The organism is Herbidospora solisilvae (genome assembly GCF_009901565.1).
Classification (GTDB): Bacteria; Actinomycetota; Actinomycetes; order Streptosporangiales; family Streptosporangiaceae; genus Herbidospora; species Herbidospora solisilvae.
Window position 1 is genome coordinate 434215 of record NZ_WXEW01000008.1, and the last position, 24948, is coordinate 459162.

Genomic DNA, 24948 nt, shown 5'->3' on the forward strand with positions numbered 1-24948 from the left:
CGTATCGGCGCACGCGAGATCGTCGTGCCGCTATGGGCGTTTACGCATCGTGCTAGCCTCGGCCGCCCCGCACTGACCTGGTGTCGAGCGCGGTGAACACGGTGGCGTCGGTGATGTCGACGGCGGCCTGGTAAAGGCGCTTGAGCTCGGCTTTCTTCGGTGCGTGGCCGTCTTTGAACTGGAACCAGAGCAGAATCGCATAATGCCCGTGGGTCCAGCCGCCGGCATAGGCCTCGCCGTCGCCGAGCTCCTTGGTGTGGTCGTCGTCGCCCGCGAGGGGCTTCAGGTAGTCCTTGCGCTCCTTGCCGGCGCCGGCCCCGGCGACGCTCTTGGCGCCCTTGCTGGTCTTCAGGTTGGCGACGCCGACGGTGCCGATCACGGTGCCCTTGGCGTCGTGGAAGCTGGCGCGGGCGAGCTGGTTGCAGCCGGCCGCCTTCAGGGCCTTCTGCAGCTTCTCGCCGGTGACCGCGTCCTTGCAGTCCTTCTTCTCCATCTCCCGGACGGTCATCTTGTAGGACCTGCCGTTGCTCTTGAACCGGCTCCGGCCGAAGATCTCGTTCAGGGTGAGGGGATCGGGGTCGGTCTCGCGCGAGGCGGCGTAGCCGAACGTGCCCCCGGGGGCGACGGGCAGGCTGGGCTTGGGCGCGGCCGAGGTGGTGGCGGCGGGGGCGCCGCCGTCGTCGGAGCAGCCGGTGACCAGGCCGATGACCAGGGTGGCGACCAGACCGGCGGGGACGGCGCCGGCGAACCGGCGTCTGGCGGGGGAACCCATGACCTCGAGATTAACCGCAGACCGGGTCAGGAATACCCGAAGTCCTGCGTCCACCACGGCCCACCGGGTTCGAGGGTGACGCCGACCCCGGTCACGGTGAGCTGGCAGTTGAGGATGTTGCGCCGGTGGGAGGGGCTGTTCAGCCAGCTCTTCACCGCGTCGGCGGCGTTCCGGTAGCCCTTGGCGATGTTCTCGGCGCCGCCCAGCCGATATCCGGCGCGGGTCATGCGGTCCCAGGGGCTCGCGCCGTCGGGCGACTCGTGTACGAACCTGCCGGTCGCCGCCATCTCGGCGGAGTGTTGCCGGGCCGAGGCCACCAGGCGGTGGTCGATCCGCAGCTTGGGGCATCCGGCGTCGACGCGGGCCTCGTTGACGAAGAACACCACGTTCTCTTCGAGCTCGGCCACGTGGCTGCTCACCGGGGGCAGTCTGGTGCCGGCCTCGCCGTGCGAGGAGGAGGTCACCGTCTCCTCGCCGCCCACGGGGGCTACCGGGACCAGCCCGGGCCGGTGGCGGGGCGGCGGCGACGGGGTCGCCTTGGCGGCCGGCTGGTTGTCGCGCAGGTAGACCTCACTGGAGCCGTTGCCCAGCACGGTGATCCGGCCGATCACGATGCCGAGGACTAAGACCGCCAGGACGCATGCCAGAACGCCCAGCAGCGTCCCGCGTCGGGCGCTTGGCTGGGAATGCCGGTTGTGAGGGTTCTGCCACATACCGCAGCCAAATATAGGGATCCGAGAGCCTGTTGAAAATGAGAATGGAGAGACCGGACGGGTAGCGGACCCGCAGATCAGGGCAGCGGAGTAAGCGCTCCGTTTTGGACCGTTGCGTTTTGCTCAAGTCAACGGGACCGGGTATGGTGGTGGATCGTTGTGTGTGCTTCAGTCCTTCGCTGACTGAACACGGCGCGTCCGGCGTCATCTCCCGTATGTGTGGAGACGGATGGTTGAGCGTCGTGGGCCCGCGCGACCTCCGACTGTTCACCATCCGACAGAAGGCACTGCCGTGAGCACGTTCACCCCGAAGCCCAACGACGTCGAACGTCAGTGGTACGTCATCGACGCCACCGACGTCGTGCTCGGCCGGCTGGCCAGCCACGTCGCGGTCCTGCTCCGTGGCAAGCACAAGCCGATCTTCGCGAACCACGTCGACACCGGCGACTTCGTGATCATCGTCAATGCCGACAAGATCGCTCTGTCCGGCAACAAGCTGGAGCAGAAGAAGGCCTACCGCCACTCCGGCTATCCGGGCGGTCTGCGCTCGGTCACCTATGGCGAGCTGATGGAGAAGCGTCCCGACCGGGCCGTCGAGAAGGCCGTCAAGGGCATGCTGCCCAAGAACGCCCTCGGCCGGAAGATGGCCAAGAAGCTCAAGGTCTACGCCGGTCCGGAGCACCCGCACCAGGCGCAGAGCCCGGTGCCCTTCGAGATCACTCAGATCGCCCAGTAACGCCGAGCCAGAAAAAGTTAAGAGGAGAACCGTGGCTGAGACCATCGGTACCGAGACGCTCGTCGAGGGCGACGTCGAGGAATTCGCGGGCGAGGAGTTCCCGTCCGAGTACACCACCGAGTCGGCCCCCGCTGCCGACGCCCCCGTGCGCAAGCCCGTCACCACGGGCAACTCGTACGGCACCGGCCGCCGCAAGGAGGCCGTGGCCCGTGTCCGGATCGTCCCGGGCACCGGCAAGTGGACCATCAACGGTCGTAGCATCGACGTCTACTTCCCGAACAAGGTCCACCAGCAGATCGTCAACGAGCCCTTCGTGGTGCTCGGCGCCGAGGAGCAGTTCGACGTCATCGCCCGCATCGACGGCGGCGGCGTGACCGGCCAGGCCGGCGCCCTGCGCATGGGCCTGTCCCGCGCGCTGGCGATCCTCGACGCGGAGACCAACCGGCCGCCGCTGAAGAAGGCCGGCTTCCTCACCCGTGACGCCCGCGCCACGGAGCGGAAGAAGTACGGCCTCAAGAAGGCCCGCAAGGCTCCGCAGTACAGCAAGCGTTAAGTTGGGCCGCCTCTTCGGCACCGACGGGGTACGTGGGGTCGCGGGTCGCGACCTCACCGCCGAGCTGGCCATGGACCTGTCCGTGGCCGCCGCGCACGTCCTGCGCGATGCCGGGAGGAGCCGCCCGCTCGCCGTCGTAGGCCGGGACCCGCGCGCTTCGGGGGAATTCCTCGAAGCCGCTGTGGTCGCCGGCCTCGCGTCGTCTGGCATGGACGTGCTCCGTCTCGGCGTGCTGCCCACCCCGGCGGTCGCTTACCTGACCCCTGAGCTGGGAGCCGACCTCGGTGTCATGCTCTCGGCCTCGCACAACCCGGCGCCCGACAACGGCATCAAGTTCCTCACCCGGCAGGGCTTCAAGCTGCCCGACGCGGTGGAGAACGAGATCGAACGGCGTCTCGGGGAGAAGTGGGAACGTCCCGTCGGCGCGGCCGTTGGCCGGGTCCGGGAGGCGTACGGCGAGACCGAACGCTATGTCTCCCACGTCCTGAGCTCCTTGCCGCACCGTCTCGACGGTCTGCGGGTCGTCGTCGACTGCGCCCACGGCGCCGCCCACATGGTGGCTCCCGAGGCGCTGCTGCGCGCCGGGGCCGAGGTCGAGACGATCGGCACCGCCCCCGACGGCCTCAACATCAACGACGGCGTGGGCTCCACCCACCTGGGCCCGCTGCGTGAGGCGGTGCTGGCGAGCGGAGCCGACGTGGGCATCGCCTACGACGGCGACGCCGACCGCTGCCTCGCGGTGACCGCCGACGGCGCCGAGATCGACGGCGACCAGATCATGGCGATCCTCGCGATGGAGATGCGCGCCGAAGGCCGCCTGGCCAAGGACACGGTCGTCGCCACGGTGATGTCCAACCTGGGCTTCAAGCTGGCCATGCGCGAGGCGGGGGTGACGGTCGTCGAGACGGCCGTCGGCGACCGCTACGTGCTGGAGCGCATGCGGGAGGACGGCTTCACCTTCGGCGGCGAGCAGTCCGGGCATGTCATCATGCTCGACCACGCGACCACCGGCGACGGCCTGCTGACCTCGCTCCACCTGCTGGCGGCGGTGGCCCGCTCCGGCAAGCCGCTGGCCGAGCTGGCGTCGGTGATGACGAAGTTGCCGCAGGTCCTCGTCAACGTGAAGAACGTCGACAAGAACCGCGCCGGCGAGGCCGCCCTGCTGGCGGCGGTCGCGCAGGCCGAACTGGAGCTCGGCGACACCGGCCGGGTGCTGATCCGGCCGAGCGGCACCGAGCCGATGATCCGCGTCATGGTCGAGGCGGCCTCGCACGACCAGGCGACGGAGATGGCAGATCGACTGGCCGAGGTCGTCCGAGTCACCTGCGGATGAACTCGAGGGCGGTTTCTGCTCTGTCAGAAGCCGCCCTTCTGCCATGGTCCCCAGATGGCGAACGACAGGCCCTGGGACGACTGCACGTTGACGTACAGGGTGTGACCACCAGGCCCGAACGAGGCTCCCGCGAACTCCGCGCCCCCGTCGGTGCTGACCAGCCGGGAGAAGTCGAAGATCTGGCCGCGCCGGGTGAGCCCGCGCAGGTAGTTGCCGCCGTCGCCGTCCTCGCAGAGCACCAGCGTGCCGTGCCTGCTCGTGGTGATGTTGTCGGGCAGGTCGAGCGCCAGCGCCGAGGGCGACTCGTAGATCAGGCGCAGCCGTCCGGAGCGGGTGTCGTAGGCGAAGACCTGGCCGCGGCCCTTGCCGAACCCCGACGGGGGCGTGTCGCCGGGTGCGGTCGCGCCGCCCTGGGTGGAGACGAAGTAGACGACCCCGTCGTCGTACACGGCCCCTTCGAGGCGGGAGAACAGCGCCGCGCCCTGGTCGCGGCCCTGGTTGCCGACGTACTGGATGGCCTGGTCGTTGGTGGGTTTCACGGTGAACGTCGGGTCGGGGTCGTCGATGTCGACCCAGGTGGTCTCCCACGTCGAGCCCGGCGTGAGCCCGACCGACAGGTCCTTGCGGGGGCTGCGCTTCACGGCGAGCATCTGGAGCCGGCCGCCGTCGAGGATGCGGCCCGCCCGTCCGGGGTGCTTGGGCGCCAGGTAGCGGTAGAAGCCCGACGGGAAGCCGAAGTTGTCCTCGGTCAGGTAGATCGCGCCGCTGCCCGGGTCGAAGGCCGCCGACTCGTGGGCGAACCGACCGGCCTTCCTGATGGGTGTACGCGACACGTCGCGCCGCAGCGGCACCTCGAAGATGTAGCCGTGCTTCTGCTTGAGCAGCGTGTTGTCGGCGCCGGTGAAGTCGTTGCCGACGTCGGGCCCGTTGACGGTCTCCTCGCAGGTCACCCAGGCTCCCCACGGCATGGGGCCGCCGGAGCAGTTCATCTGGGTGCCGTTCAGCGACACGCCCGAGCTGACGACCTCGCCGAAGCGGGTGACGGTGAGCGTGGCGCAGCCGCCGCCGGCCGCCGGGTCGTAGGCGGCGGCCACGTCGCCGAAGGCGCCGACCGGGCCGTTGACCTCGTGGTTGCGCACCAGGATCGCGGTGCCGCGCGGCCCCGCGAAGGCGGCCATGCCGTCGTGCCGCCCCGGGGTGACGCCGCCCTGGGTGAAGTCGCTGCCCGCGGGGTTGAACGACCGGTAGGCGAACCCCTTCGGGAGCTCCAATCGGACCACGCCGTCGCGCAGGTCGGCGACGGGGGCCAGCGGGCCGTAGTCGGCTCCGTGGACCCGCGTGGCGCGGGCGCCGGCCGCGGCGACTCCCGCGAACGGGCCGCCTAACAGGGCGAGGCCGGCGCTGCCGGCGATGAACGAACGTCGATCCATGAGGGCTCCCTGGTCACTCGTCGTTCATGTCACATTAATCTCATTCCACGGTCACGGACTTGGCGAGGTTGCGGGGCTGGTCGACGTCCAGGCCCTTGGCGGTGGCGAGCTCGCAGGCGAAGACCTGCAGCGGGACCGTCGTGACCAGCGGCTGGAGGAGCGTCGGGACGGCCGGGACGCGGATCAGAGCGTCGGCGTAGGGTTCGACGGCGGTGTCGCCGTCCTCGCAGACCACGATGGTCATCGCGCCGCGGGCGCGGATCTCCTGGATGTTGGACACGATCTTGCCGTGCAGGGTCGGTTCGCCTTTGGGCGACGGGACCACGACGACGACCGGCAGGCCTTCCTCGATGAGGGCGATCGGGCCGTGCTTCAGCTCCCCGGCCGCGAAGCCCTCGGCGTGCATGTACGCCAGCTCCTTGAGCTTCAGCGCGCCCTCCATGGCGACGGGGTAGCCCACGTGGCGGCCGAGGAACAGGACGCAGCGCTGGTTCTTCAGCGTGCGGGCGAGCTCGCGGACCGGCTCGACGGTGGTCAGCACCGCCTCCACGTCGGCCGGGGCCTTGGACAGGCGCGCCAGGATGCCCCTGATCTCCTCGTCGGGCAGGGTCCGGCGGCGCTGGGCCAGGTAGAGGGCCATCAGGTAGCAGGCGACGAGCTGGGTCAGGAACGCCTTGGTCGAGGCGACCGCGATCTCCGGCCCGGCGTGGGTGTAGATCACCGCGTCGGCCTCGCGCGGGATGGTGGAGCCGTTCACGTTGCAGATCGCCAGGACGGCCGAGCCCTGTTCGCGGGCGTGCCGCAGGGCCATGAGGGTGTCCATGGTCTCGCCCGACTGGGAGATCACCACGATCAGCGTGCCGGAGCTCAGGATGGGGTCGCGGTAGCGGAACTCGCTGGCCAGCTCGACCTCGCAGGGCAGCCCGGCCCAGCGTTCGACCGCGTGCTTGGCGATCAGCCCGGCGTGGTAGCTGGTGCCGCAGGCCACGATGATCATCTTGTCGACCGTGCCGAGTGGCAGCCTGACCTCGTCGAGCCGCAACCGGCCCTGTTCGTCGACCCGGCCCAGCAGCGTGTCGGCGACCGCGCGGGGCTGCTCGGCGATCTCCTTGAGCATGAAGTGGTCGTGGCCGCCCTTCTCGGCGGCCGTGGCGTCCCAGTCGACGACGAACTCGCGGCAGGAGACCGGGATGCCGTCGAAGTCGGTGATCGTCACGTCGTGGGCACGCAGCTCGACGACCTGGTCCTGACCCAGTTCGATGGCGCGGCGGGTGTGCGCGATGAAGGCGGACACGTCGGAGCCCAGGAAGTTCTCGCCGACGCCCCTGCCGACGACGAGCGGCGAGTTGCGGCGGGCCCCGACGACCAGGTCGGGCTCGGCGGTGTCCACGGCGAGCAGGGTGAACGCGCCCTCCAGCCGCCGGCAGACGCGGCGCATCGCCTCGGCCAGGCCCGCGCCGGTGGCCCGTTCGTCCTCGATGAGGTGGGCGACGACCTCCGTGTCGGTGTCGGAGGCCAGGATGTGCCCCTTCTCGGCCAGGCCGGCCCTGAGGGCGGCGAAGTTCTCGATGATTCCGTTGTGGATGACCGCGACCTGCGCGGGACAGTCGGTGTGCGGGTGGGCGTTCTGGTCGGTCGGGGCCCCGTGGGTGGCCCAGCGGGTGTGGCCGATCCCGACGGTGGCCTCGACGAGCGCGGTCTCGGCCAGTGCGGCCCGCAGATTGGCGAGCTTTCCGGCTCTCTTCTGTACGCTCAGCTTGCCGTTGACCAGGGCGATCCCCGCCGAGTCGTAGCCCCGGTACTCCAGCCGGGCCAGGCCGTCGACGACGACGTCGATGGCGAGACGTGATCCGACGTATCCGACGATCCCGCACATAGTTCGCCCCCAATCACGTATGGGACAGAACATTCCATTTCGCCGGTCCTGGAAACTCCACCGGCGGTCAAGATCGGGGTAGGGTTGGGCGTCGTGGCGGATCGGGACGCGTACGTCGAGCTGAGCCGGGCCCAGTGGGGCGAGCTGCGGCGCAATACGCCGATGACGCTCACCGAGGCCGAACTCGAAGAGCTCAGAGGGGTTGACGACCCCATCGATCTCGCCGAAGTGACCGATATCTACCTGCCGCTGACCCGGCTCCTGAACCTCCACTTCACCGGAGCCCGGCAGCGAGGAGCGGCCGTCAGCACCTTCCTCGGCGACGACGCCGCGCCGCCGCCCTACATCCTGGGCATCGCCGGCAGCGTCGCGGTCGGCAAGTCGACGACCGCGCGGCTGCTGCACACCCTGCTCGCCCGCTGGCCCGAGCACCCGCGCGTCGACCTGATCACCACCGACAGCTTCCTCTACCCGAACGCGGTGCTCGCCGAGCGCGACATCATGCACCGCAAGGGCTTCCCCGAGAGCTACGACCGGCGGGCCCTGGTCAAGTTCGTGGCCGACGTGAAGCGCGGCAAGCCCGAGGTGCACGCCCCGGTCTACTCCCACCTCGAATACGACGTCGTGCCGGGCGCGCGGCAGGTGGTCAAGCGCCCCGACATCCTGATCGTGGAGGGCCTGAACGTCCTGCAGCCCGCCCCGCCCACGGCGCTGGCGGTGAACGACTACTTCGACTTCTCGATCTACGTCGACGCCCGGGTGGAGGACATCCGCGGCTGGTACGTCGACCGTTTCCACAAGCTCCGGCGCACCGCCTTCTCCGACCCGAAGTCCTATTTCAAGCACATCGCCGAGTTGTCGGAGGACGAGGCGACCGTGTTCGCGCGGAACGTGTGGCGCGACATCAACGAGCGCAACCTGGTGGAGAACATCGCCCCCACCCGCGGCCGGGCCGGGCTCATCCTCCAGAAGGGGCCCGACCACTCGATCCGGCGAATCCGGCTGCGCCGCGTCTGACCTGCCCGCCGCCGGGCGTGGCGGGTGCTGGGAGTGGTGCCGGGGTGGGCGGAGCCGTAACGGAGCACGCTTCGCCGGGTATGTGCGGGTAAGTCGGAACCCCCTTTTCCTGTGCGGGTTTTCCACAGGTTCAGTGAGATGCGAAACCGCGTTCGACGCCTACGGCCATAATCGGTCGCGTGCTGCACATTCGGGTGATCAGCCCCACCTCGGCCACCGACGGGGTCGTCGGCTGCCTGCGCGAGGCGACCGGGGTCACCAACCTGGTCGTCTTCCCGGGGGTCGCGCGATGCCCTGAGGGTGATCTCGTCGAGTTCGACGTCGCCCGGGAGGCCGCCAACGGGGTCATCGAGAGCCTGCGCGGGCTCGGGATCGAGACCAGCGGGTCGATCGCGGTCGAGAAGATCGACATCGCCATCTCCGAGGCCGCCGACCGGGCCCGCGCGGAGGCGCCCGGCGAGGGCGACGACGCGGTGGTGTGGGAGGAGCTCGCCGCACGGGTGGCCGACGACAGCCGCATGACCTGGGCGTTCATCGTCTTCCTCGCCATCGCCACGCAGCTCGCCGCGATCGGCGTGCTGCTCAACTCGCCGATCCTGATCGTCGGGGCGATGGTGCTCGGGCCCGAGTTCGGTCCGATCGCGGCCGTCTGCTTCGGGCTCCTGCAGCGGGAGTCCGGGTTGATCGGGGCGGCGGTCCGCAACCTGGTCATCGGGTTCGCCGCGGCCATCGTGGTCACCTTGGCCTGCGCGCTCGTCGCCCGGGGGCTCGGCTGGATCGAACCGTCCATGATCGCCGAGGGCAACACCGAAGAGGTGAACTTCATCGTCAAGCCCGACCGGTGGTCGTTCATCGTCGCGCTGCTGGCGGGGGTGGCGGGGGTGTTGTCGATCACGGCCGGCAAGTCGTCGTCGCTGGTCGGCGTGTTCATCTCGGTCACCACCGTGCCGGCCGCCGGATACGCCGCCGTCGCGGTCGCCCTCGGCGACTGGACCGAGGTCGGCCACGCCGGGCTGCAGCTCGGCGTGAACATCCTCGGCATGGTCATCGCGGGCACGCTCACCCTGCTGGTCCAGCGGCTCCTCTGGGGGAAGTACGGCGAACGCGTCGGCCCGCGACCACGGTCTGACCGATGACTCGTTCTTATGGGCGACGACCCGTCGACAGGTGAAGGAGTACTGTCCCGATCATGACCATCCTCGCCACCGAGGCGCTCACCAAGCGATATCCCCGGGTCACCGCGCTCGACCGGCTCACGGTCGAGGTCGGCGCCGGGGTGACCGGGCTGGTGGGCGCCAACGGCGCGGGCAAGTCCACACTGATCAAGATCCTTCTCGGGCTGGTCCCGGCGAGCGAGGGCTCGGCCCGGGTGCTCGGCCTCGACCCGGCCACGCAGGGGCAGGAGATCAGGCGCTCCGTCGGCTACATGCCGGAGCACGACTGCCTGCCGCCCGACCAGTCCGCGACCGAGTTCATCGTCCACATGGCCCGGATGTCCGGGCTGCCGCGCATCGCCGCCCGTGAACGGGCCGCCGACACCCTGCGCCACGTCGGGCTCCAGGAAGAGCGCTACCGGCCGATCGGGGGCTACTCGACCGGCATGAAGCAGCGGGTCAAGCTGGCCCAGGCGCTCGTCCACGACCCGAAGGTGATCTTCCTCGACGAGCCGACCAACGGCCTCGACCCACAGGGCCGCGACGAGATGCTCCGCCTGGTCCACCGGATCGGCACCGAGTTCGGCATCAGCGTCCTGGTCTGCTCCCACCTGCTGGGCGAGCTCGAACGCATCTGCGACCACGTGATCGTCATCGACGCCGGGCAGTTGCTGCGCTCCTCGGCGATCGGCGAGCTCACGCAGGCCTCGCAGGTGATCTCCGTGGAGGTCGAGGAGGGGCTGGAGAAACTGGCCGCCCGGCTGACCGAGACCGGCGAGACCGTCGTCGTCGAGGGCCGCTCCCTGACGGTGCAGGTGCGCGCCGACGAGACCTACGACCTGCTCAGAGACGCGGTCGTCGACCTCGATCTCAACCTGGTGCGCCTGGAGCAGCGCCACGCCCGCATTGAGGATGTGTTCCGATGAGCCAGCCCACCGGAGTCATCCACGACATCGGTTACCGCCACTACGACGGGCCCCGGCTCGGGCGGGGCGCCGGCGCCGTCGCGCTGTTCGTCTACAGCCTGCGCGGCACCTTCGGGCTCGGCCGCACGTTCAAGTCGAAGATCATGCCGTTCCTGCTGTTCGGGGCCATGATGCTGCCGGCCGTGGTGTCGATCGCGATCATGGCGCTGCTGAAGCAGGCGCCGATGAGCTACACCGACTACGCGGTCTTCATGCAGCCGGTCATCGCGATCTTCCTGGCCGCGCAGTCGCCCGTGCTCGTCGCGCCCGACCTGCGCCACCGGGTGATCCCGCTCTACCTGTCGCGGCCCGTCACGATCGTCGACTACATCGGGGCCAAGTTCGCGGCGATGATCGCGGCGCTGCTGATCCTCATGGTCGTGCCGCTCACCGTGCAGTTCGTCGGCGAGCTGCTGATCGACCTGCCGATGCCGCTGCACACCCACGAATACCTGGCCGCGCTCGGCGGCTCGCTGCTCAACGCGGTGCTGCTGGCCTCGATCGGGCTGGCGCTGGCGTCGTTCACGCCGCGCCGGGGGCTCGGGGTGGCGTCGGTGATCGCCTTCTACATGTTCACGCTGGCCGCCTCGGCGGTGCTGACCGGCGTGCTCGAGAGCGAGGGCCACCGCGACGCGTCGTCGTGGAGCATCCTGCTCAACCCGTTCTTCCTGGTCAACGCCGTGCAGACCAATCTGTTCGGGACCCAGCCGGTCGAGGGCCTGCCCTTCCCGTCGGAGGCGGGCCCGGCGCTGATCCTCCTCGCCGTGGTGGCCTTGGCCCTGGCCGGCCTCTACGCCCGCTACCGGAAGGCGCTGGCCGCATGAGCGTGATCGAGATCCGGCAGGTCAGCCGCTGGTACGGCAACGTCGTCGCGGTCAACGACGTGACGATGACGATCGGCCCCGGCGTCACCGGCCTGCTCGGCCCCAACGGCGCCGGGAAGTCGACCCTGCTCCACCTGATGGCCGGTTTCCTCCAGCCGTCGGGCGGCACGGCCACCCTCGACGCCAAGCCGATCTGGAAGAACCACGACGTCTACCGCACGATCGGCCTGGTGCCCGAGAAGGAGGGCGTCTACGGCTTCCTCACCGGCTGGCAGTTCGTGCAGTCGGCCGCCCGCCTCCACGGGCTCGGCGACGACGCGGCCGAACGGGCCATCGCCCAGGTCGACATGGCCGCCGCGCAGGACCGGCGGATCGAGACCTACTCCAAGGGCATGCGGCAGCGCATCAAGGTCGCCGGGGCGCTCGTCCACGAACCGTCGGTGCTGCTGCTCGACGAGCCGTTCAACGGCATGGACCCGCGCCAGCGGCTCCACCTGATGGACCTGGTCCGTCAGCTTGGCGCGTCCGGCCGGACCGTCGTGTTCAGTTCCCACATCCTCGAAGAGGTCGAGCGGGTCGCCCAGCAGATCGAGGTCATGGTCGCCGGGCGTCACGCCGCCTCCGGCGACTACCGCGAGATCCGGCGGCGGATGACCGACCGGCCACACCTGTTCCGGGTGCGCTCCTCCGACGACCGGCGGCTGGCGGCCGCGCTGATCGCCGACACCGCGTCGGGCGGGGTGTCGTTCACGCCGCAGGGCCTGGAGGTCCGCACCGTCGACTTCCGGCGCTTCACCCACCAGCTCCCGAGGCTCGCCCGCGACCTGGGCGTGCGCCTGTGGCAGGTGTCCCCGACCGACGAAGACCTGGAAAGCGTCTTCTCCTACCTGAGCGGCCGATCATGAACACCGTCGTCGCGTCCATCACCTACCGGGCCATGCTGGGCCGCAAGCGGATCTGGCTGCTGGCCCTGCTACCCATCGCGCTGATCGCCTTCGCCCTCCTGTTCCGCTTCATCGGGGGCGGCGACGAGAGCGTCGCCGTCGAACTCATGAAGGTCTTCGCGATCGGCACCATGCTGCCCCTGCTCGGCCTGATCGCCGGGACGGGGGTGATCGCGCCGGAGATCGAAGACGGCACGATCATCCACCTGATGTCCAAGCCGATCTCCCGTCCGGTGATCGCGTTCACCAAGTTCGTCGTCGCCGCCTCGCTGATGGTGGCCTTCTCGGTGATCCCGACCTACGTGGCGGCCTACATCCTGATCGGCACCGAGTCGGGCATCGCGAGCGGCTTCGCGCTGGGCGCCCTGTTCGCCGGGATCGCCTACGCCGCCGTGTTCCTCCTCCTCGGCGTCGTCTCCCGGCACGCCGTCACCATCGGCGTGATCTACGCCCTGGTGTGGGAGGGCCTCATCGGCGGGTATGTGCCCGGAGCGCGGCGTTTCTCCATCCAGCAGTGGGCCCAGTCGATCGCCGACCAGATGACGACCACGGCCTTCCTGAAGTCGGAGGTGGCGCTGAGCTTCGCCGTCCCGGCCATGGTCATCGTCGTGGTGGGGTCGGTGCTGTGGGCCGGTCAGCGGCTACGGGTGCTCTCACTCACGGGGGACGAGTGATCGTCGGTATCGGGGTCGACCTGGTGGACGTCGCGCGGTTCGCGGCCACCCTGGAACGCCGGCCCGCCCTGCGCGAACGCCTCTTCACCGAGGCCGAACTCCAGGGCCGCTCGGTCTCGACCGGCCTGGTCTCCGGCAACGCCGGCACCGAACTCTGGGGCGAGACCTTCGCCGACGGCGGCCGCGAGGTCCCGGTGGCCTCCCTGGCGGCCCGCTTCGCCGCCAAGGAGGCGGTGGCGAAGTCGCTGGGCGGCCCGCCGGGCCTGGCCCACCGCGAGGCCGAGGTCGTCGTCGGCGACCACGGCCGTCCGATGCTGACGGTCGGCGGCCGCGCCGGGGAGGTCGCGGAGGAACTCGGGGTGCGCAGGTGGCACCTGTCGCTCAGCCACGACGGTGGCTTCGCGGTCGCCTACGTGATCGCCGAGGGCTGACCTCTTCAGGCTCCGTTACGGCTCCGCCCACCCCGGCACCGCCCTCCGCCCCGGGTGACGGGCGGCCGACCGGCGCTCCTCGGCCGCTCAAGGGAAGCGCCGCGACGGCTCCCGCCCGAGATTCCGGCATCCGGGCCGAGTGATCGTGGGAGGCGCCGGGATAGCGTCGACCTCATGTGGACTGCTTTCACCAGCGATCAGGTCAGGCAGGCCGAGCACGCCCTGATGGCCCTCGTGCCCGACGGCGAGCTCATGCAGCGTGCCGCCGCCGGGCTCGCCGCCGTCTGCGCGCGGCTCCTGCCGGGGGTCTACGGCTCCCGGGTCGTCCTGCTCGTGGGGGGCGGGGACAACGGCGGGGACACCCTCTACGCCGGGGCGCGGCTCGCCGCCCGGGGCGCCCAGGTCGAGGCGGTGCTCGCGGGGAGCAGAACCCATGAGGGCGGGCTCGCGGCCCTGAAGAGGGCCGGTGGCCGGGTGATCGAGACCGGCGAGGTCGGCGTGCCCGACCTGATCCTCGACGGGCTGCTCGGGATCGGCGGCAGGGGAGGCCTGCGGGAGCCCTATGCCACGCTCGCCCGGGTCGCCGCGGAGTCGGGGGCCATGGTGGTGGCCGTCGACGTGCCGAGCGGGGTCGACTCCGGCACCGGCGAGGTCGCGGGCGAGGCCGTGAAGGCCCAGGTCACCGTCACGTTCGGGGCCCGGAAGGCCGGGCTGCTCGTCGATCCGGGAGCCGAGCGGGCCGGGATCGTCGAACTGGTCGACATCGGGCTGACTCCCCACCTGCCCGAACCCGAGATCACCGTGCTGACCGCCCAGGACGTGGCCCGGCTGCTGCCGGCGCCGGGGATCGAGTCGGACAAGTACCGCCGGGGCGTTGTCGGGGTCCTGGCCGGGAGCGACCGGTTCGCGGGGGCGGCCGTGCTCGCCGTGGGCGGGGCGGTCAGGGCGGGGGCGGGCATGGTCCGGTTCGCCGGGCCCGAAGACGCCGTCCACCAGGTCAGGGCCCGGTGGCCCGAGGCCGTCACGACCGTGCTGCGGGAAGATCCGGTCGAGGAGGTCGGGCGGGTCCAGGCCTGGGTGCTCGGCCCCGGCATGGGCACCGACGAGCGGGCCCGGCGGATCGCCGCCGAGGTGCTCGCCACCGGCCTGCCGGTGATCGTGGACGCCGACGCCCTCACCATCGTCGCGAACGACCCCGGGCTGCTGCGCCGCGAGGCTCCCACGCTGATCACCCCGCACGCCGGCGAGCTGGGCCGGATCCTGGGCGCCGACCCGAAGGACATCGAGGCCCGGCGGATCGAGCACGTGCGCAGGGCGGTCGAGGAGCTCCAGGTGACGGTTCTGCTCAAGGGCTCGACCACGCTGGTCGCCGAGCGGGGCCGTCCGGTCAGGGTGAACCCGACCGGCACCTCCTGGCTGGCCACGGCGGGCACCGGTGACGTCCTGTCGGGCATCTCGGGGACGCTGCTCGCCGCCGGACTGGCCCCCTACGACGCTGGAAGCGCAGCCGCTTTCCTCCACGGCCTGGCCGCCCGGAAGGCCGCCGAGGGCGCGCCGATCGCCGCACTCGATGTCGCCCTCTCGTTGCCGGATGTGATCCGGCACCTCCGGACGGCTGCAAATATGGAGGCATGAGCAGCAGCTTCGTCACTCCTGCCGAGGCCAGGGTCGACCTTTCGGCCATCCGTCACAACGCCGCCCTTCTCAAGGAGGCCGCCGGCGGGGCCGAGATGCTGGCGGCCGTCAAGGCCGACGCCTACGGTCACGGCCTAGTGCCGTGCGCGAAGGCGGCCCTGGAGGGCGGGGCGTCGGGGCTGGGGGTCGCCACGGTCCGTGAGGCCGTCGCGCTCAGAGACGCCGGGATCACGGCTCCGGTGCTGGCCTGGCTCATCCCGCCGGGGGAGCCGCTCGACGAGGCCGTGGCCAAGGGGGTCGACCTCTCGGCCGGGGCGCCGTGGCTGATCGACGAGATCGCGGCCGCCGCACGGCGTACCGGAAAGACAGTCAATGTCCACCTCAAGGTCGACACGGGCATCTCCCGGGGCGGGGCGACCGCCGAGGCGTGGCCCGATCTGGTCGACGCGGCGCTGAAGGCCCAGGCCGAGGGCGTGATCGTGGTCGACGGGGTCTGGTCCCACTTCGCCTGCGCCGACATCCCCGGCCATCCGTCCATCGACAAGCAGCTGGCCGCCTTCGACGAGGCGGCCGGGAGCCTGCCGGGGGTCCGGCGGCACATCGCCAACTCGGCCGCGATCGTCACCCTGCCCCAAGCGCGCTACGACCTGGTCAGGCCCGGCATCGCCCTCTACGGGCTGAGCCCGATCCCCGAGATGGGCGACTTCGGCCTGCGGCCCGCCATGACCCTCACGGCCCGGCTCGCCCTCGTCAAGAGGGTCCCGAAGGGCACGGGGGTCTCCTACGGCCACCTCTACGTCACCGACAGGAACACCACGCTTTGCCTGGTTCCCCTCGGGTACGCGGACGGGATCATGCGAAACGCCACCAACCGTGCCCAAGTCCTCGTCAACGACCAACGCTTCACCATCGCCGGACGCGTGTGCATGGATCAGTTCTCCATCGACCTGGGTGACCACCCCGCCACAGAAGGGGACGAAGTTGTCCTTTTCGGCCCAGGCGATAGAAATGAACCCACATGTCAGGAATGGGCTGATTCCCTCGGCACGATCACTCATGAGATCGTGACCAGGATCGGCACCCGGGTGCCACGTGTGCACGTGCGGCAAGGAGATCGGGAATGACAGTACGGCGCACAGCCGGCATCGCGGGGATCGTGGTCGGCGCGGCCTCCGCGGGGGTGGCGGTGGCCGCCCTGGCCAAGCGCTACGCCGTGGGCCGCATCCGGTTGCGGCCCGACCTGGAGGCCAGCGAGCCCTTCGGCGAGCTCCACGGCACGACCGCCCGGGTCGTCACCTCCGACAACCTCACCCTCGCCGCCGAGGTCGACGGGCCGCCCGACGCCCCGCTGACGGTCGTGCTCTGCCACGGCTACTGCCTGACCTCCGACTCCTGGCACTACCAGTGGCGCCTGCTGCGCGAGAAGTACCGCGTGGTCGTCTGGGACCAGCGCTGCCACGGCCGCTCGGAGCGGGTGGTCGACGTCGACCAGTCGATCGACCGGCTGGGCGAGGACCTCGCGCAGGTGCTCGACGACCTCGTGCCGGGGCCGTGCGTGCTGGTCGGCCACTCGATGGGCGGCATGACCATCATGGCGCTGGCCGATCGGCGGCCCGAGTTGTTCGGCGACAAGGTCAAGGGCGTCGCGCTCATCTCCACCTCCGCCGGTAAGCTGGCCGAGCTCAGCCTCGGCATGCCCGCCCTGGTCGCCAAGCTGGTCCACAAGGCCACGCCGGCGGCCGTGTCGGTCATGAAGAAGAAGGCCGCGCTGGTCGACCGGGGGCGTCAGGCCGGGAACGACATCTCGTTCCTGCTGCTGCGCCACCTCGGCTTCGGCGACTCCGGCCGGGTCAGCCCGACCCTGGTCGACTTCGCCGAGTCGATGATCCGGGCCACGCCGGCCGACGTGATCGCCGGTTTCTACCCGGCGCTCATGTCCCATGACAAGCTGAAGGCGCTCGACGTGCTGAACAAGGTGCCCACGTCGATCATCGTCGGCGACCGCGACTGGCTGACCCCGCCCGAGCACAGCAGGGCGATCGCGGCGGCCGTGCCGACGGCGACGCTGACCATGGTGACCGACAGTTCCCACCTGGTTCAGCTCGAGTGTCCGGGAATCGTGAACGATGCCCTGATCGACCTGATCGACCGGGCGGAACTGGGGGACAGGTGAAGGAGCCTGCGGCCACGGCCGAGGACATGCGCGCACTCGGCGTGAAGATCGCCGGGCTGCTGCGGGCGGGCGATCTGGTCGTGCTGACCGGCCCGCTGGGAGCCGGGAAGACGACTCTCACCCAGGGGATAGGCGAGGGCCTGAAGGTACGCGGCCCGATCACCTCCCCGACCTTCGTGATCGCCCGGGTGCACCCGTCGTTGTCCGGGGGCCCGGCCCTCGTCCACGCCGACGCCTACCGCCTGGGCGGCGCGCTCGAGGTCGACGACCTCGACCTCGACGCCTCGCTGGCCGACTCGGTCACCGTGGTCGAGTGGGGCGAGGGCCTCGTCGAGGGGCTGTCGGACGAGCGCCTCGAAATCGTGATTGACCGGGACGACACCGATGAGAGTAGGTATGTCCTGCTTCGGGGTGTTGGCAATCGTTGGTCCGATATTCCCGCAGGGACGATCTAGTACGGTCCCGCTTGGAGCCTTCCACACCGCCGCCGATTCGTTAGAAAATGAAGATCTTTACTAATGGATTGGCCTAGATTTTCTGGGTAATGGTCGGCGGTGGGAGGGGTGGGCCGATGAACGCGTTATCGAAGGCCGCGTTGGCCGGGGTGCTGCTACTCGGAGTCGCCGGTTGTTCCGCGGAGGCGGGCATCGTCCCGGAGGCGTCCATCACAGTGACGCCACCGGTGCCGACGGTCACCGCGAGCATCCCGCCCCGGCAGGAGGTCCGGGTCACGCTCAGCCCCGACGAGATCCAGGGTGGGCAGTCCCGGAACATCCGGATCACCGCCTACTGCCCGCCCGCGCTGCCGGGCACCAGCTACCAGGCCAGCGCCCATTCCGACGCGTTCACCGGCATCGTGAGCCTGCTGGCTCCGGCGGCCGAGACGCCCGCGCCGTCCCCGGCCCCCGCGCCCCGGCTGACCGGCGTGGCCGTGCTCAAGGCGAGCGCGAAGGCCGGCGGCTACCGCGTCGAGGTGCGCTGCTCGGCCACCAACGACATCGGCAACGCCCGCCTGCAGGTGCTCCGCAGCGGCAACACCGCCGACGAGACCCGCTTCCCGACCAAGGCCCCCGGCGCGGGCGGCGGCGGCACGGCCGCCGGCGGTCCCGCCGACGAGTCGGGCGTCCCGGTCGCTCCGTTCGCCGTCGGGCTGCTGGCCGCGGCCGGTCTCGGCATCGCGGTGGCCCGCAGGCGCGCCCGGGGCTGACGCCTTGGCCGTCTCCACCCGGATGGTCGTCGCGGCGATCGTCTCGGGGTTCGTCCTGTTCGCGCTGACCAAGCCGGAAACGGCCCAGGTCGAGGGCGAGCGCAGCAAAGCCGTGCCCGAACGCATCGACATCCCGGTGCTCCAGATGAAGGCGCCGCTGATCAAGCTCGGCCTCACCGGCGACGGGGAGGTCGAGCTGCCGCCGTACGAGAAACCGAAGATCGCCGGGTGGTACGAGGGCAGCTCCGTACCCGGCGACGAGGGCGCGGCCGTGATCATCGGCCACGTCGACACCAAGACCGCGCCCGCCGTCTTCTACCGGCTGCGGGAGCTGAAGAAGGGCGCGGTCGTCAAGGTCGTCAGGTCCGACGGCAAGACCGTCTCCTACAAGGTCGACGCGATCGAGCAGATCCCCAAGGAGTCCTTCCCCGCCGAGAAGGTCTACCTCGGCGAGGGCCTGCGCCTGATCACCTGCGGCGGGCAGTTCGACTGGGACGCCCACGAGTACAAGGACAACGTGATCGTGTACGCCTCCCGCTCCTGAGCACACGTGCTGTAGGGCTAGGCTTGCTTTTCGTGCTGGTCCTGGCCTTCGACACGGCGACCCCTGCCGTGACCGCCGCGGTGCACGACGGAACACGCGTGCTGGCGGAATCCACCACCATCGACGCCCGGCGCCACGGGGAATTGCTCGCGCCGGCGATCGAGACCGTCCTGCGTGAGGCGGGCGTGACCGTCCACGACGTCACCGCCGTCGTCGCCGGAGCGGGCCCCGGGCCCTACACCGGCCTGCGGGTCGGCCTCATCACGGCGCGGGCCTTGTCGACGACGCTGGGGGTGCCCGCCTACGGCATCTGCACCCTCGACGCGATCGCCTACGCCGCCGGGGTGCCCGGCCCGTTCACGGTGATCACCGACGCCCGCCGCAAGGAGCTCTTCTGGGCGACCTACGCCGACGGCTCCACCCGGCTCGACGGTCCCCGGGTCGACAAGCCCGCCGACGTGCCGGTCGAGCAGACGGTCGTGGGCGCCCGGCTCTACCTCGACGGCGTGACCGGTCCCGAACACCCGTCGGCCGGGGCGCTGGCCGCGCTGGCCGCCGTCGAACTGGGCCGGTTGTCGCCCGAGGAGGCCGCCGCGGCCGCCAGGCTGCCCGAGGGGCGCATCGACTCGGTCGAGGCCGCCCAGAACCGGGCCGTCCTCGGCCCGCCCGTGCCGATCTACCTGCGGCGCCCCGACGCACAGATCCCGGGGGCGCCCAAGAAGGTGACGGCGTGAGCGTGGTGACGCTGCGCGGCATGGGCGTCGACGACCTGCCGGCCGTCATGGAGCTCGAACGCGCCACCTTCCCCGCCGACGCGTGGAGCGAGCGCATGATGCTCGGCGAGCTGGCCGACCAGCCGCGCACCCGCCACTACATCGTGGCCGAGCGCGACGGCCGGATCGTCGGCTACGCCGGCCTGGCCGTGGCGGGCGACCAGGGCGACGTGCAGACCATCGCCGTGCTCGCCGAACACCGGCGGGCCGGGGTCGGCGCCCTGATGCTCAACGCCCTGCTCGACGAGGCCGCCCGCCGGGGGGCCTCAGCGGTCTTCCTGGAGGTCCGGGCCGACAACGCCCCCGCCCAGGCCATGTACGAACGGTTCGGCTTCCACCAGCTCGGCCTCCGGCGGGGCTACTACGACGACGGAACCGACGCGATCACGATGGTGAGGAAACTCGATGGCTGACGAGCCGATCGTCCTGGGAATCGAGACGTCCTGCGATGAGACGGGCGTCGGCATCGTGCGCGGCCACACCCTGCTGGCCGACACGATCGCCTCCAGCATGGACGAACACGCCCGCTTCGGGGGAGTCGTCCCCGAGGTGGCCTCCCGCGCCCACCTCGACGCGATGGCCCCCACGGTCGACAGCGCCCTGGCGAAGGCGGGCCTGAAGTTCTCCGACATCGACGCCATCGCCGTCACGGCGGGCCCCGGCCTGGCCGGTGCGCTGCTGGTCGGCGTCGCCGCCGCCAAGGCCTACTCGGTGGGTCTCGGCGTGCCCCTCTACGGGGTCAACCACCTCGCCGCCCACGTGGCGGTCGACCAGCTCGAACACGGGCCGCTGCCCGAGCCGTGCATGGCTCTGCTGGTCTCGGGCGGCCACTCGTCGCTGCTGCTGGTGCCCGACGTGACCCGGGAGGTGATCTCCCTTGGTTCGACCGTCGACGACGCCGCCGGTGAGGCGTTCGACAAGGTCGCGCGGGTGCTGGGGCTGCCGTTCCCCGGCGGTCCCCACATCGACCGGGCGGCCCGCGAGGGTCGCGGCGACGCGATCCCGTTCCCCCGGGGCAAGGTCGACGACGGCACGCTCGACTTCTCGTTCTCCGGCCTGAAGACGGCCGTGGCCCGATACGTGGAGAAGCAGGGCGACTCCGTCTCGGTCTCCGACGTGGCGGCCTCGTTCCAGGAGGCCGTGGTCGACGTGCTGACCAGGAAGGCGCTCCAGGCGTGCCGCGCCCACGGCGTCGAAGACCTGCTGATCGGCGGCGGCGTGGCGGCCAACTCGCGGCTGCGGGCGCTGGCCCAGGAGCGCTGCGACGCGGCCGGGGTCCGGCTGCGGGTGCCGCGCCCGGGGCTGTGCACCGACAACGGGGCGATGGTGGCGGCGCTGGGGTCCAATCTGGTCGCGGCGGGGGCGACGCCCTCGCTGCTCGACATCCCGGCCGACTCCTCGATGCCGATCACGACCGTGAGCGTCTGAACGTAGGAACACGAAAGGGCCGGGCGAAGTCGCCCGGCCCTTTCTCGTGTGTGGAGATCAGTCCTTGGAGCTCCTGGTGGGCCGCAGGAGGGCCTCAGCCAGCGCCAGCATCGTTTCCTCCAGCGCCCCCAGCCTTCTGGTCAGGTCGGTGTGGGCGGGCTCCACCGTGGTCGAGAGGGCCTCGCGGACCGCCTCGCGGTCGGTGCGGGTCTCGACCAGCGGGGCGATCTCGCCGACCAGGCGGTGCAGTTCGCCGATCTCCAGGGTCGCGGGGAGCTGGCCGAGCCGCTGGTTGATCGACTCGACGCGGTCGTCGACGCCGTCGAAGCGTTCGCCGAGCTGCTCCTCCAGGGCCTCGACCTTCGAGGTCAGGCGGGTCTCCGAGTCGCCCACGCAGGCGCCCAGGCGCTCGTCGAGGGCGCTGACGGCGCGGTCGGTGCCGTCGAGCTTCTCGCCGTTCTCGGTGAGCTTGGCCTCGATGCCCGTCACGCGGGTGTCGATGTCGGCCAGGCACTCGTCGGCCGTCTCGATGCGGGCGTCGATGCGGTCGAGGCGGACGGTCACCCCCGCGACCTGGCCCTCCAGGGCGTGGAACTGGGCCTTGGCGCCCGACTGCGCCTCACTGATCGCGCTGAGACGGGCGTTGCTGGCCGACTGCTGGCCCTCGACGCCGGAGATGCGGGTCGCGATCTGGTCGAGCGTCGCGGTCAGGCGGGTGACCACGGTGTCGAGGCCGGCGGTGAGCGACTCGGTGACGTCGGCCTCCAGGCGGTCGAGGCGCTCGCTGAGGTCGGTGACGGCCTTGTCGATGCGGCTGAAGCGGGCGGCGGCCGCCTCCATGCCGGCGTGCATCTGGGCGAGGCGGTCGGTGACCGAGGCCAGCCGGGTGAGGGACTCCTCGACGCTCTCGCCCATCGTGCCGACGTCGGCCCACAGGCTGGGGAGTTCGCCGATGGGGGTGACCTTCTCGCCGACGGTGTCGACGTGGTCACGGACCATCTCGATGTGCTGGGCGAGGCCCTCGGCCCAGGCGGGCGGGCGGCCCGTCAGGTCGTCGAGGCGGCCGCCGACCGCCTCCATGGTCGCGCTGATGCCGCCGAGCTCGCGCTCGCGGACCTCGCGGAGCAGCCATTCCATGCCCTCCATGCGCTGGCGGATCTCGTCGAGCACCGCCCCTTGGGTGCGCTGCTCGTAGACATGGTCCTGGGCCGCGCGGGCCAGCAGCTCGCGCATCCGGTCGGACACTGCGGCCTGACCGCCCGCTTGAAGGAGGGTGTGGTTTTCCACCGAGGAGCTCCGGATCAAGAGGAAGACGTGAACACGTAATGTCACCGAACGATAACCCTCGGCGCTGCCACTTTCCCGGGGACAGGGAAACATCGGGGTTCCCGATGGATTGCCCGGACTGGCGGCTTTACCTGCCCATTTCCGAGGCCAGCACGGCCACGGGGCGGGTGCCGAGACGGGTCAGCACGACCACCGCCGAGCCCTCCCCGGACAGTCGCAGATCGTGACGGAGCCGCTCCAAGTCGACCGCCGAACCGCGCTTCTTGATCGTGACCGCGCCGACCCTCCGCTCCCGCAGCGCGGCCCTGAGCCGCTTCAGCGAGAACGGCATGACCTCCTCGACGAGATAGCCGGCCGCCCACGGCGTGGGCACGTGGTCGTCGGCGGACAGGTAGGCGATCTGGGGGTCGATCAGCCAGCCCCCGACGATCTCGGCGACCTCGCCGACCAGGTGGGCGCGGACCGCCGCGCCGTCGGGTTCGTACAGGTAACGCCCGATGGGGGCGATGCCGGCTTCGACGCCGCGCGCCGTCATGGTCTCGCCGGACGGCAACAGGGTCGCCCGCCGCCCCTCGGCGCCCGACCACAGGACCGCCTCCTTGACCTCTCCCCGGAACGAGACCCACTCGGCCTCCATGCCGTCGGGGATGTACTCGTAGGGGATGCCGGGGGCGACCTTCAGGCAGGCCCGTCTCGCCTTCCGGACCAGGTCGAGGACCACCTCCCACCTCGGCGAGTAGGCGGCCGGGTCGAAGACGCGGCCCTTGGTGGTGCGCCTGGCCGGGTCGGCGAACAGGGCGTCGTAGGCCCCCGGATCGAGCGACTCCGCGCTCGCGACGCGGACCTGGGCCCGTACACCCAGGGCCCGGACGTTCGCCGTCGCCACGGCGACCGTCAGGGGGTCGAGGTCGACGGCGTCGACCGTGCAGCCCGCCCGGGCCTGGGCGATCAGGTCGCCGCCGATGCCGCAGCACGCGTCGGCCACCGACAGGCCCGCGAGCCGCCGGGCGCGGTGTTCGGCGACCTCGGGGCGGGTGGCCTGCTCCAGGCCGTGGGGGGTGAAGTACATCACCTCGGCGTCGGCGCCGAACTTGGGGACGGCGCGGCGGCGCAGGCCCGCCTGGGTGAGCGCGGCGGAGACCAGGTCGGCGTCGAAGCGCCGGCGCAGGGTGGTCACGGCCTCGATCTGGCCCGCGCCGGAGGCCAGCGTCGCGCCGGCCTCGGCCAGGGCCGTCTGGCCGTCGGGCGTGAGCAGGCGGGCGAAGCTCTCCAGGTCCACACGGAGACGCTAGCGCCCGCCGCTCACCGGTCGGCTATCGCGTGGTCCAGCGCTGGGCCGTGGTCCCGTTGCAGTCGCGGAGTTCCACCAGGGCGCCGTTGCCGGTGCCGGTGGAGTGGAGGCACTTGCCGGAGCCCGCCGCGGTGATCGAGCCGTTGGCGTTGTGGGTGAAGCGCTGGGCCGGGGTGCCGTTGCAGGGCCAGATCTGGATCTTGGTGCCGTTGGCGGTGCCGTTGCCGTTCACGTCCAGGCAGCGGGTGCCGTTGTAAATCCGGTACTCGCCGGCCGCCGTGCGGGTCCAGCGCTGGTTGGCCTGCGTGTGGCAGTCCCACACGTGGACCTGGGCGCCCTGGGCCTGGGAGACGCCGCTGACGTCGAGGCAGCGGTTCGACGCGGCGTTCACCAGGTTGACCGCCCCGGGCGTGAGACTGCCGGGGAACGACTGGAGGGCGGTCCACCAGCGGGCGGCCATCTTGTCGTAGCCGGTCTGATTGGGGTGGAGGCCGTCGGCCAGGTCGGCGGTGGTGAAGCCGGTGGTCATGTCGACGAGATGGGTCAGCGGGCCCTTGGCGGCCACGATGCCGGGGATCGCGGCGTTGAAGGTCTGGATCCGGGCGTTGAAGGCGGGATCGGCGGACGGCGTGATCTGTGCGACGAACAGTTCGACCTGAGGGGCGTTGGCCCGGATCTTGTCGATCAGGGCCGACAGCCGCGCGGGCGCCGTGGACACCTGGAACTGCTGGCCCATGTCGTTGGTGCCGATGTGCAGCAGGATCGTCCGGGGGGTGTAGGCCTGCAGCCAGCCGACGATCTGGGCGTCGATCTGGTCGATCCGCCAGCCCGAGTGGCCCTCGTGGTCGTGGTCGCCCAGGCTCGCCGGGCCGTTGAACCCCGAGCCGACGAAGTCGACCGTGTGACCTGCCTGGACGAACCGCTGCCATAGATTGATGCGGTAGCCGCCGGGGACGTTGAACCCGTCGGTGATGCTGTCGCCCAGCGGCATGATCCGCACGCCGCCGTTCGACTCCGCGTAGGCGGGTGCGGTCAGGACACCCGCCATGAGCAGGAGGCCCGTGAGGGCCGTCAACAGTTTGCGCATCGCCCATCCCTTCGATTGGTGGCACAAGCGAGGGCGAGATCAATGAACGACTCCGGCCACCGGCTGTCAACACTCGCCTGAGGTGCGGTCCCGCTCGTGTT

General features: G+C 70.8%; 26 protein-coding genes. 19 read left to right on the forward strand and 7 right to left on the reverse strand.

Annotated elements, in window-relative coordinates; translation table 11 throughout:
• Positions 1–52 precede the first annotated feature (52 nt).
• Positions 53–772, reverse strand: coding sequence for a hypothetical protein (locus GT755_RS28055; protein ID WP_161482566.1), 720 nt, complete (start codon positions 770–772; stop codon positions 53–55).
• Between the two features lie 26 nt (positions 773–798).
• Positions 799–1383: a CAP domain-containing protein gene (locus GT755_RS28060; RefSeq protein ID WP_161482567.1), complete on the reverse strand. Its 585-nt coding sequence runs from the start codon at positions 1381–1383 to the stop codon at positions 799–801.
• Positions 1384–1777: 394 nt separating this feature from the next.
• Between GT755_RS28060 and rplM the strand changes: the two genes are divergently transcribed.
• From rplM to glmM, 3 genes are read left to right on the forward strand one after another with little or no spacing between them, the layout of a single operon-like run.
• A complete protein-coding gene (gene rplM, locus GT755_RS28065) occupies positions 1778–2221 on the forward strand; it encodes a 50S ribosomal protein L13 (RefSeq protein WP_030451467.1) in 444 nt (147 codons plus the stop codon).
• A 31-nt stretch (positions 2222–2252) separates the two neighbouring features.
• A complete protein-coding gene (gene rpsI / locus GT755_RS28070; protein ID WP_030451466.1) occupies positions 2253–2774 on the forward strand; it encodes a 30S ribosomal protein S9 in 522 nt (173 codons plus the stop codon).
• A 1-nt stretch (position 2775) separates the two neighbouring features.
• The gene (gene glmM / locus GT755_RS28075) at positions 2776–4107 is read left to right on the forward strand and encodes a phosphoglucosamine mutase (RefSeq protein ID WP_161482568.1); all 1332 of its coding nucleotides are present in this window, start codon (positions 2776–2778) and stop codon (positions 4105–4107) included.
• 23 nt (positions 4108–4130) lie between these two features.
• Here glmM and GT755_RS28080 read toward each other — a convergent pair whose 3' ends face one another.
• Positions 4131–5537 (reverse strand): alkaline phosphatase PhoX, encoded by a 1407-nt coding sequence (locus GT755_RS28080; RefSeq protein ID WP_161482569.1) that lies wholly within the window; start codon positions 5535–5537, stop codon positions 4131–4133.
• Between the two features lie 40 nt (positions 5538–5577).
• Positions 5578–7413 (reverse strand): glutamine--fructose-6-phosphate transaminase (isomerizing), encoded by a 1836-nt coding sequence (gene glmS / locus GT755_RS28085; RefSeq protein WP_161482570.1) that lies wholly within the window; start codon positions 7411–7413, stop codon positions 5578–5580.
• Positions 7414–7506: 93 nt separating this feature from the next.
• On the opposite strand from glmS, the gene coaA reads away from it, so the two are divergent.
• From coaA to tsaD, 16 genes are all read left to right on the forward strand, one after another.
• The gene (gene coaA, locus GT755_RS28090) at positions 7507–8430 is read left to right on the forward strand and encodes a type I pantothenate kinase (RefSeq protein ID WP_161482571.1); all 924 of its coding nucleotides are present in this window, start codon (positions 7507–7509) and stop codon (positions 8428–8430) included.
• 179 nt (positions 8431–8609) lie between these two features.
• Positions 8610–9566, forward strand: coding sequence for a DUF389 domain-containing protein (locus GT755_RS28095; protein WP_161482572.1), 957 nt, complete (start codon positions 8610–8612; stop codon positions 9564–9566).
• 53 nt (positions 9567–9619) lie between these two features.
• Positions 9620–10510: an ABC transporter ATP-binding protein gene (locus tag GT755_RS28100; RefSeq protein ID WP_161482573.1), complete on the forward strand. Its 891-nt coding sequence runs from the start codon at positions 9620–9622 to the stop codon at positions 10508–10510.
• The gene (locus GT755_RS28105; RefSeq protein WP_161482574.1) at positions 10507–11373 is read left to right on the forward strand and encodes an ABC transporter permease; all 867 of its coding nucleotides are present in this window, start codon (positions 10507–10509) and stop codon (positions 11371–11373) included. Before GT755_RS28100 ends, GT755_RS28105 begins: the two co-directional genes overlap by 4 nt.
• On the forward strand, positions 11370–12278 hold the full coding sequence (locus tag GT755_RS28110; RefSeq protein WP_161482575.1) for an ABC transporter ATP-binding protein: 909 nt from the start codon (positions 11370–11372) through the stop codon (positions 12276–12278). The genes GT755_RS28105 and GT755_RS28110 overlap by 4 nt, the downstream gene beginning before the upstream one ends.
• On the forward strand, positions 12275–12991 hold the full coding sequence (locus tag GT755_RS28115; protein ID WP_161482576.1) for an ABC transporter permease: 717 nt from the start codon (positions 12275–12277) through the stop codon (positions 12989–12991). Before GT755_RS28110 ends, GT755_RS28115 begins: the two co-directional genes overlap by 4 nt.
• Positions 12988–13422, forward strand: coding sequence for a holo-ACP synthase (locus tag GT755_RS28120; RefSeq protein WP_161482577.1), 435 nt, complete (start codon positions 12988–12990; stop codon positions 13420–13422). The genes GT755_RS28115 and GT755_RS28120 overlap by 4 nt, the downstream gene beginning before the upstream one ends.
• Positions 13423–13596: 174 nt before the next feature.
• A complete protein-coding gene (locus GT755_RS28125) occupies positions 13597–15057 on the forward strand; it encodes an NAD(P)H-hydrate dehydratase (RefSeq protein ID WP_161482578.1) in 1461 nt (486 codons plus the stop codon).
• Positions 15054–16181, forward strand: coding sequence for an alanine racemase (gene alr / locus GT755_RS28130; RefSeq protein WP_161482579.1), 1128 nt, complete (start codon positions 15054–15056; stop codon positions 16179–16181). The genes GT755_RS28125 and alr overlap by 4 nt, the downstream gene beginning before the upstream one ends.
• Positions 16178–17230, forward strand: coding sequence for an alpha/beta fold hydrolase (locus GT755_RS28135; protein ID WP_030451453.1), 1053 nt, complete (start codon positions 16178–16180; stop codon positions 17228–17230). The genes alr and GT755_RS28135 overlap by 4 nt, the downstream gene beginning before the upstream one ends.
• 26 nt (positions 17231–17256) lie before the next feature.
• Positions 17257–17685 carry a tRNA (adenosine(37)-N6)-threonylcarbamoyltransferase complex ATPase subunit type 1 TsaE gene (tsaE, locus tag GT755_RS28140; protein ID WP_161482682.1) on the forward strand — a complete coding sequence of 143 codons (429 nt, stop codon included), beginning with the start codon at positions 17257–17259 and terminating at the stop codon, positions 17683–17685.
• Between the two features lie 116 nt (positions 17686–17801).
• A complete protein-coding gene (locus tag GT755_RS28145; protein WP_161482580.1) occupies positions 17802–18437 on the forward strand; it encodes a hypothetical protein in 636 nt (211 codons plus the stop codon).
• 4 nt (positions 18438–18441) lie between these two features.
• Positions 18442–18981 carry a class F sortase gene (locus tag GT755_RS28150; RefSeq protein ID WP_235967406.1) on the forward strand — a complete coding sequence of 180 codons (540 nt, stop codon included), beginning with the start codon at positions 18442–18444 and terminating at the stop codon, positions 18979–18981.
• 32 nt (positions 18982–19013) lie between these two features.
• Positions 19014–19715, forward strand: coding sequence for a tRNA (adenosine(37)-N6)-threonylcarbamoyltransferase complex dimerization subunit type 1 TsaB (gene tsaB, locus GT755_RS28155; protein ID WP_161482581.1), 702 nt, complete (start codon positions 19014–19016; stop codon positions 19713–19715).
• A 20-nt stretch (positions 19716–19735) separates the two neighbouring features.
• Positions 19736–20167, forward strand: coding sequence for a ribosomal protein S18-alanine N-acetyltransferase (rimI, locus tag GT755_RS28160; RefSeq protein ID WP_030451448.1), 432 nt, complete (start codon positions 19736–19738; stop codon positions 20165–20167).
• A complete protein-coding gene (gene tsaD, locus GT755_RS28165; protein WP_161482582.1) occupies positions 20160–21182 on the forward strand; it encodes a tRNA (adenosine(37)-N6)-threonylcarbamoyltransferase complex transferase subunit TsaD in 1023 nt (340 codons plus the stop codon). Before rimI ends, tsaD begins: the two co-directional genes overlap by 8 nt.
• 57 nt (positions 21183–21239) lie before the next feature.
• Here the strand turns inward: tsaD and GT755_RS28170 are convergent, their stop codons facing one another.
• From GT755_RS28170 to GT755_RS28180, 3 genes are all read right to left on the reverse strand, one after another.
• The gene (locus GT755_RS28170; RefSeq protein WP_161482583.1) at positions 21240–22415 is read right to left on the reverse strand and encodes a hypothetical protein; all 1176 of its coding nucleotides are present in this window, start codon (positions 22413–22415) and stop codon (positions 21240–21242) included.
• 181 nt (positions 22416–22596) lie between these two features.
• Positions 22597–23748, reverse strand: coding sequence for a class I SAM-dependent methyltransferase (locus GT755_RS28175; RefSeq protein WP_161482584.1), 1152 nt, complete (start codon positions 23746–23748; stop codon positions 22597–22599).
• Positions 23749–23782: 34 nt separating this feature from the next.
• Complete coding sequence (locus GT755_RS28180) at positions 23783–24847, reverse strand: RICIN domain-containing protein (protein WP_235967408.1); 1065 nt, start codon at positions 24845–24847, stop codon at positions 23783–23785.
• Between the last annotated feature and the right edge of the window lie 101 nt (positions 24848–24948).

What these genes read in the sequence shown, in the direction of transcription:
- GT755_RS28110 (WP_161482575.1), top strand. Translation starts at nt 11,370, where the DNA reads ATGAGCGTGATCGAGATCCGGCAGGTCAGCCGCTGGTACGGCAACGTC.
- GT755_RS28055 (WP_161482566.1), bottom strand. Translation starts at nt 772, where the DNA reads ATGGGTTCCCCCGCCAGACGCCGGTTCGCCGGCGCCGTCCCCGCCGGT.
- tsaD (WP_161482582.1), top strand. Translation starts at nt 20,160, where the DNA reads ATGGCTGACGAGCCGATCGTCCTGGGAATCGAGACGTCCTGCGATGAG.
- GT755_RS28170 (WP_161482583.1), bottom strand. Translation starts at nt 22,415, where the DNA reads ATGCGCGAGCTGCTGGCCCGCGCGGCCCAGGACCATGTCTACGAGCAG.
- glmS (WP_161482570.1), bottom strand. Translation starts at nt 7,413, where the DNA reads ATGTGCGGGATCGTCGGATACGTCGGATCACGTCTCGCCATCGACGTC.
- GT755_RS28125 (WP_161482578.1), top strand. Translation starts at nt 13,597, where the DNA reads ATGTGGACTGCTTTCACCAGCGATCAGGTCAGGCAGGCCGAGCACGCC.
- GT755_RS28080 (WP_161482569.1), bottom strand. Translation starts at nt 5,537, where the DNA reads ATGGATCGACGTTCGTTCATCGCCGGCAGCGCCGGCCTCGCCCTGTTA.
- GT755_RS28105 (WP_161482574.1), top strand. Translation starts at nt 10,507, where the DNA reads ATGAGCCAGCCCACCGGAGTCATCCACGACATCGGTTACCGCCACTAC.
- GT755_RS28145 (WP_161482580.1), top strand. Translation starts at nt 17,802, where the DNA reads ATGAACGCGTTATCGAAGGCCGCGTTGGCCGGGGTGCTGCTACTCGGA.
- tsaE (WP_161482682.1), top strand. Translation starts at nt 17,257, where the DNA reads ATGCGCGCACTCGGCGTGAAGATCGCCGGGCTGCTGCGGGCGGGCGAT.
- rimI (WP_030451448.1), top strand. Translation starts at nt 19,736, where the DNA reads ATGGGCGTCGACGACCTGCCGGCCGTCATGGAGCTCGAACGCGCCACC.
- GT755_RS28180 (WP_235967408.1), bottom strand. Translation starts at nt 24,847, where the DNA reads ATGCGCAAACTGTTGACGGCCCTCACGGGCCTCCTGCTCATGGCGGGT.
- alr (WP_161482579.1), top strand. Translation starts at nt 15,054, where the DNA reads ATGAGCAGCAGCTTCGTCACTCCTGCCGAGGCCAGGGTCGACCTTTCG.
- GT755_RS28115 (WP_161482576.1), top strand. Translation starts at nt 12,275, where the DNA reads ATGAACACCGTCGTCGCGTCCATCACCTACCGGGCCATGCTGGGCCGC.
- GT755_RS28100 (WP_161482573.1), top strand. Translation starts at nt 9,620, where the DNA reads ATGACCATCCTCGCCACCGAGGCGCTCACCAAGCGATATCCCCGGGTC.
- GT755_RS28135 (WP_030451453.1), top strand. Translation starts at nt 16,178, where the DNA reads ATGACAGTACGGCGCACAGCCGGCATCGCGGGGATCGTGGTCGGCGCG.